The 6,953-nt window shown below is 61.9% G+C and carries 7 protein-coding genes; 6 read left to right on the top strand and 1 reads right to left on the bottom strand.

What is annotated here, in order from left to right; all coding sequences use genetic code 11:
- The 6 genes from AB4Z11_RS17905 to AB4Z11_RS17880 all read left to right on the top strand — a co-directional run.
- The coding region (locus tag AB4Z11_RS17905) for a TonB-dependent receptor domain-containing protein (RefSeq protein ID WP_442026596.1) at positions 1-660 on the top strand (660 nt) is incomplete at its 5' end.
- 88 nt (positions 661-748) lie between these two features.
- Positions 749-2,275 carry a tryptophan halogenase family protein gene (locus AB4Z11_RS17900; RefSeq protein ID WP_442026595.1) on the top strand — a complete coding sequence of 509 codons (1,527 nt, stop codon included), beginning with the start codon at positions 749-751 and terminating at the stop codon, positions 2,273-2,275.
- 12 nt (positions 2,276-2,287) lie between these two features.
- On the top strand, positions 2,288-2,983 hold the full coding sequence (locus AB4Z11_RS17895; RefSeq protein ID WP_442026594.1) for a SapC family protein: 696 nt from the start codon (positions 2,288-2,290) through the stop codon (positions 2,981-2,983).
- A 10-nt stretch (positions 2,984-2,993) separates the two neighbouring features.
- The gene (locus tag AB4Z11_RS17890) at positions 2,994-3,983 is read left to right on the top strand and encodes a cupin-like domain-containing protein (protein ID WP_442026593.1); all 990 of its coding nucleotides are present in this window, start codon (positions 2,994-2,996) and stop codon (positions 3,981-3,983) included.
- A 12-nt stretch (positions 3,984-3,995) separates the two neighbouring features.
- The gene (locus AB4Z11_RS17885; RefSeq protein WP_442026591.1) at positions 3,996-5,501 is read left to right on the top strand and encodes a tryptophan halogenase family protein; all 1,506 of its coding nucleotides are present in this window, start codon (positions 3,996-3,998) and stop codon (positions 5,499-5,501) included.
- A gap of 91 nt (positions 5,502-5,592) precedes the next feature.
- Positions 5,593-6,231, top strand: a complete 639-nt coding sequence (locus tag AB4Z11_RS17880; RefSeq protein WP_442026590.1) for a DUF6151 family protein — start codon at positions 5,593-5,595, stop codon at positions 6,229-6,231.
- Here the strand turns inward: AB4Z11_RS17880 and gluP are convergent.
- The coding region (gene gluP, locus AB4Z11_RS17875; protein ID WP_442026588.1) for a glucose/galactose MFS transporter at positions 6,193-6,953 on the bottom strand (761 nt) is incomplete at its 5' end. The two genes, AB4Z11_RS17880 and gluP, sit on opposite strands and share 39 nt — an antisense overlap.

The raw sequence follows: 6,953 nt of genomic DNA, 5'->3' as shown, positions 1-6,953 counted from the left end.
GCACTGTGGAACGAGGCGATCGCCAAGGGCAATTGCGGCAGCGATGCAGTCTGCATCCGCAACTACATCTTCCGCAATCACCCGAATGCACCCGGCGTGACGCGCGGCCCGGATGACGCAAGCGGCAACGCAACCGGTAACATCGTCGGCCAACCGAGCGATCCGGTGGCAAGCTTCGAGATCAACTCGTACTCGAACCAGAAGAAGGCCAAGCTGCACGGTGCTGAACTCAACGTCCAGCATATGTTCGGCGACACCGGCTTCGGTTTGCAGGCCAACTACACCTACGTGCACTCCGGCCTGAAATACGACAACGCGTCGATCGGCGAGCAGTTCGCGCTGGTAGGCCTCAGCAACTCGTACAACCTGGTGGGTATCTACGAAGACAAGAAGTTCACGGTGCGTGCGGCCTGGAACTGGCGCGGCGAGTTCCTGTCGTCGACCTTCGACGGCGCAGGTCCTAACCCGAACTACACCGAGCCGTATGGACAGCTGGACCTGAGCGTGGGCTATCAACTGACCGAGAAGCTGAGCTTCCAGTTCGAGGCGATCAACCTGACCGACGAAATCCAGCGCGTGCATGGCCGTACCAAGTCTGAAGTGTTGTCCGTGACGCAGGCAGGTCCGCGTTACATGATTGGAGCCCGTTACAAGTTCTGACCATGAAAAGGCCGCTGCCCAGCGGCGGCCTTTTCGGTTAGACTCGCAGCAAAGCACAACGGGGACAGGTTTCATGGCAGTGAGCAGGATGATCCGACAAGTTGTTGTAGTGGGAGGCGGTTCGGCAGGCTGGCTGACCGCCGCCGTCCTGGCCGCCGACCATCCGGCGCACCAGCCGGGCGGACTGGAAGTTACCTTGGTCGAATCGCCGGACGTGCCGATTATCGGCGTCGGCGAAGGCACCTGGCCGACGATGCGCGACACTTTGCATCGCATCGGTGTTTCCGAATCCGATTTCTTCCGCGAGTGCGACGCCTCGTTCAAACAAGGCTCGCGCTTTAACCGCTGGGTTACCGGCGCGGATGACGATTACTATTTCCACCCGTTTGTTCTGCCGCAGGGCTATGGCGAGGCCAATCTGGTCGAGCGCTGGCTGGAAGCATTTCCGCAAGTGCCCTTTGCCGATCTGGCTTCGTTCCAGCCGCACCTGTGCGTGCAGGGCAAGGCGCCCAAGCAGGCCGCCACGCCGGAATTCGCGGCGGTGGCCAACTATGGCTACCACCTGGACGCGGGCAAATTCTCCGTCTTCCTGCGCAAGCACTGCACCGAACGCCTCGGCGTGCGGCATGTACTGGATCACGTGGATGCCATCACATCCGGCGATGGCGGCGATATCGCCTCACTGAAACTGCGTCAGGGCGGCGTGCTGGCCGGCGACCTGTTTGTCGATTGCACCGGCATGCAATCGCGCCTGCTGGGCCAGCACTTTGAAGTACCCTTCATCTCGCAGAAGCATGTGCTGTTCAACGACAGCGCGCTGGCAGTGCAAATTCCCTACCCTGCCGAAGATACGCCCATCGGTTCGCAGACCACGTCCACCGCGCAGCGCAACGGCTGGATCTGGGATATCGGCCTGCCCTCGCGGCGCGGCATTGGCCACGTTTATTCCAGCGCCCATACCAGCGACGAGGCAGCGGAAGCCGAACTGCGCGCCTACATCGGACTGGACGACATTCCGCCGCCGCGCAAGCTGACCTTCAATCCAGGTTACCGCGAGCGCTTCTGGCAACGCAATTGCGTGGCCGTAGGCCTTTCCTCCGGCTTTATCGAGCCACTGGAAGCGTCGGCACTCGCCATGGTCGAACTGTCGGCCAATATGATCAGCGACGACATGCCCGCGACGCGCGAAGCCATGGACATCGTTGCGCGCCGCTTCAACGAGACTTTCCGCTATCGCTGGGAGCGCGTGATCGACTTCCTCAAGCTGCACTATGTGCTGAGCCACCGCAGCGATTCGCCATATTGGATCGATAACCGCGAAACGGTGCCGGAACGCCTGGCCGAAATGCTGACGCTGTGGCGCCATCGTCCGCCGTCGCGCAGCGACTTTTACCGCATCGAGGAAGTCTTCCCGGCTGCCAGCTACCAGTACGTCTTGTACGGCATGGGCTTCCGCAGCGAGGCTGGCGGCGGTTTGCGCCGTCCCGATAATGCGGAAGCAGCCGATAACWACTTCCGCGAAACAGCCGGGCTGACGGCGAAAATGCTGAAGGCCCTGCCCACCAACCGCGAGCTGATCGCCCATATCCGGCGTCACGGCTTRCCTCGAATCTGAAAAGGCCACTTCATGCCCAATCACGCACTGCTCAATAACGTGGCCCACAAGGACATGCACATCGTCACCGCACGCGGCGCGCAGTATGGCGACAACGTGATGAGCGCCCTCACCTTCCCCGGCGAGTTCCGCGATGTGCAGTCCTGCTACCCGATCGTGTTCCGCAAGAGTGCCGATGGTTCTTTCGAATCGCTGGCCTTGTTCGGCTTCCAGGAAGGCGAGAATCTTTTCCTTGGTCCAGACGGCTGGGATGCTGCCTATGTGCCGCTGGCCATCGAGCGCCAGCCTTTCCTGATCGGCCGCAACGGCGACGAACTGACCGTACATGTGGACCTGGATAACCCGCGCGTCAATCGCAGCGAGGGCGAACCGGTATTCCGTACCCACGGCGGCACCACCGAATACCTGGAAAACGTCAATTCCATGCTGCTGGCCCTGCACAACGGCCTGCAGCAACAGCGCCTGTTCATCGGCGCCCTGCTGCAGAACGAACTGCTGGAATCCTTCGTGGCCGACATCGAGCTGAATGACGGCTCCCAGAACCGCCTGGCCGGCTTCTACACGATCCATGAAGAGCGTCTGGCAGCACTGGGCGGGCCGGCGCTGGAAGGCCTGCACCGCGCCGGCTTCCTGCAGCCGATCTATATGCAGATTGCCTCCATGGCCAACTTCCGTGCACTGATCGAGCGTAAGAACCGTGCTGGTTGATGCAAAACCGATGCGGGAAGTGCACGGCGTTACGCGCGAGACGCTGACGGACGAGATCCTGACTTCCACGCAGCCCATGATTCTGCGTGGCCTGGTTGCGGACTGGCCCGCCGTGCACGCGGGCGCCACACACCAGACGGCAGACGCCTACCTGCGCCGCTTCTATCGCGACTGCACGGTGGTCGCCATGCTGGGCCGCGACGACATCGAAGGCCGCTTCTTCTACAACGAAGACCTGAGCGGCTTCAATTTCCAGTCGCTGCGCGCGCGTATCGACCAGGTACTGGATGAACTGGCGGCGCAGCGCGATAACCCGCAGCCGCCTGCCATCTATGTCGGTTCGACCACGGTGGAAGTCGCCCTGCCCGGCTTCCGCGAAGAGAATCCGATCGATCTCGGTGTGCGCGACGCGCTGATGAGCGTCTGGTTCGGCAACCGCACGCGCATCGCTGCGCATTACGACTTGCCGGACAATCTGGCCTGCGTGACAGCCGGCCACCGCCGCTTCACCCTGTTCCCGCCGGACCAGCTGACCAATCTGTATATCGGCCCGCTGGACTTCACACCTGCCGGCCAGTCCATCAGCCTGGTGGATTTCGCCAAGCCCGATCTGGAGCGCTTCCCACGCTTTGCGGAAGCCTGCCGCCATGCGCAAGTGGCCGAGCTGGGGCCGGGCGACGCCATTTTCATCCCCAGTATGTGGTGGCATCATGTGGAGGCGCTGGACAGCTTCAATATGCTGATCAACTACTGGTGGCGCCAGTCGCCCGATTACATGGACACGCCCAGCAATGCGCTGATGCTGTCTCTGATGACGATCCGCGACCTGCCGCACGAACAGCGCGAGGCCTGGAAGGAACTGTTCCGCCACTACGTATTCGAGGCCGACGAAAATACTTCCGCTCACATGTCGCCGCAAGCGCGCCGCATGCTGGGCCCCATCGACGATGACATGTCGCGCGTGCTGCGCGCGCAGCTGCTCAAGAAAATTAACCGGTAACAGGAGACACCAATGCGAGAACATAATGGAGAAGACCGCCGCCCTATCCGGCGCGTTGTGATTGCCGGCGGCGGCACCGCTGGCTGGATGGTGGCTGCCGCGCTGTCTCGCACCCTGGGCAAGCTGCTCGACATCAAACTGGTGGAGTCCGACGAAATCGGCACCGTGGGCGTAGGCGAAGCGACCATTCCTACTTTGATGAACTATCACAGCCTGCTGGAGATCAATGAGCAGGAATTCATGGCCGCCACCAACGCCACCTTCAAGCTGGGCATCAGCTTCGAGAACTGGCGCAACGTCAATGAAGACTACATCCACTCCTTCGGTCTGACCGGCACCGACCACTGGACCGCGGGCTTCCAGCATTTCTGGCGCAAGGGCCGCGAGCGCAATCTCGCCGGCGACTACGGCGATTACTGCCTGGAACTGAAAGCGGCGCAGGAAAACCGCTTCGCCCACTTGCCGCGCCAGGGCATCAACTACGCTTACCACATGGACGCCAGCGCCTATGCGCGCTATCTGCGCAAGTATTCGGAAGGCTATGGCGCCCAGCGTATCGAAGGCAAGATCGCCCGCGTGAACACCGATCCGGCAAGCGGCAACATCACGTCCCTGCAGCTGGAGAACGGGGCGCTGCTGGAAGGCGATCTGTTCATCGACTGCACCGGCTTCCGCGCCTTGCTGATCGGCGAAACCATGAAGCAGGAGTATGAGGACTGGTCGCAATGGCTGCACTGCGACAGCGCGATTGCAGTGCAGACGGCATCCGTTGGTCCTGCCGTGCCGCTGACGCGCTCCATCGCACGCGACGCCGGCTGGCAGTGGCGCATTCCGCTGCAGCACCGCGTCGGCAATGGCATCGTCTTCTCCAGTAAATTCACCGATGACGAGCACGCGAAGCAAACCCTGCTCTCCAATATCGAGGGCGAGCAACTGGTGCAGCCACGCGTGATCCGCTTCAAGCCGGGCCAGCGCCACAAGACCTGGGTTGGCAACTGCGTCGCCATCGGCCTGGCCAGCGGCTTCCTGGAGCCGATCGAGTCGACCAGTATTCACCTGATCCAGCGCGGCATCATCCGTCTGATGCAGCTGTTCCCGGCTCAGGGTATCCGTCAAAGCGATATCGACGAATACAACAGCCAGACGCGCACGGAGATTGAACACATCCGTGACTTCATCATCTTGCACTATAACGTGACGAACCGCCGCGATACCGCGTTCTGGCGCCATTGCGCCGAGATGGAAGTACCGGCCTCCCTGCGTCATCGCATCAATCTGTTCCGCGAAACGGGCCGCGTGTTCCGTATTCCGAACGAGCTGTTCGCCGAGAACTCCTGGATTCAGGTGATGCTGGGCCAGGGCATCATGCCGGAGCAGCACCACCAGGCGGCCGATCTGATGGGCGATGCGGAACTGTCGGCCTTCCTCGGCAGCATCAGCGATACGGTGAACCGCACCGTGGCCCAGCTGCCGCAGCATGAGGCTTATGTGCGCCAATATTGTGCGGCGCCTGTCTAGACGGCTGTGTGTCTCAATGTATCACTGAAATCCGCAGGACACACCGCAGCGATTTAATCCCAACATCGAATATCAATGTTGGGAGCTAATCATGCAATACACAGCAAGAAAAATTCAATGCAAATGCGGGCATCTGCAGGGTGCCCTGTCCGGCGCGGTGTCCGTAACACGCCTTGTCTGCCACTGCGCGGACTGCCAGGCCTACGCCCATGCATTAGGCAACCCGGAACGTGTGCTGGATGGCCATGGCGGCACTGATGTTGTGACCACCTTACAGCAGCATGTATCGTTCACGCAGGGCGCAGAGGCGCTGGCCTGTGTTTCGCTGTCCGATAAAGGCTTGCTGCGCTGGTACGCCAGCTGCTGCAACACGCCAATCGCCAACACCGCGCGTGATCCGAAGCTGTCCTTCGTCGCGCTGCTGCACAACGGCCTTGGCAAGTCCATCGCGACGCTAGATGCCAAATTCGGCAGCAAGCGTGTGCACACAAACACCAGGCACGCTAAAGGCAAGGGTCCCTCCAGCGCCGCGGCGACGTTCTTTGCCACTGCCGGCATCATCGCTTCCGTGCTGCGCGCCCGCGTCAACGGCAGCTGGCAGATCAGCCCCTTCTTCCAGGCTGGTGCGCCCGTGGCGACTCCACGCGTATTGAGYGAAACGGAGCGCGCACGGGCTTACAAGGCCGTGACCTCAGGTCTTGTGCAGGCCGGCGTACTTCAGGCCAAATAGCAGGATGTAGGCGTAGCAAGCCGCCGGAATCACGAAGGAGAGTTGCAGCCCTGCGTTGTCCGCCAGCGCGCCTTGTGCAAAGGGCACCAGTGCACCGCCGACGATGGCCATGCACAGGATGCCCGACGCCTGGCCGGTGAAGCGGCCCAGCTTGTGAAGCGCCATGCTGAAGATGGTCGGGAACATGATGGAGTTGCACAGGCCAACCGCCAGGATTGCCCACATCGCCACCTTGCCATGGCCCAGAATCGCGGCCAGGATCAGCACGATGGCAGCCGTGGCGTTGAACGCCAGCGCCTTGCCGGGACTGATCTTGCGCATCACCGCGAAACCGATGAAGCGGCCGACCATCGCGCCGCCCCAGTACAGGCTGACGTATTGCGCGGCATCGGCATGCGACAGCCCTGCAATGGCCGGCTCACCGAGGAAGTTGATCAGGAAGGAGCCGACGCTGACTTCGCCGCCGACATAAACGAAGATGGCGATCGCACCCAGCACCAGGTGCGGAAACGATGTCGCGGAGCGCTTCTCCACCGCATCAGTGACGCCAGCCGGCGACGCCGTCTGCGCGTCCGTCCCCTCGTCGGCATGCGTGATGTGCGGCAGACGCGCTGCCGCAAACAACAACGCCAGTACGGCCAGCGCGCCGGCCAGCGCCAGGTACGGTCCCTGCACGCTGCCGCCCGACAGGATCAGGAAACCGCCAACCGACGGACCAACCG

The organism is Pseudoduganella sp. RAF53_2 (assembly GCF_052113985.1).
Lineage (GTDB): Bacteria > Pseudomonadota > Gammaproteobacteria > Burkholderiales > Burkholderiaceae_D > Rugamonas.
The sequence above is the reverse complement of the archived record's forward strand: the minus strand, read 5'-3'. Positions and strand labels throughout refer to the sequence as shown.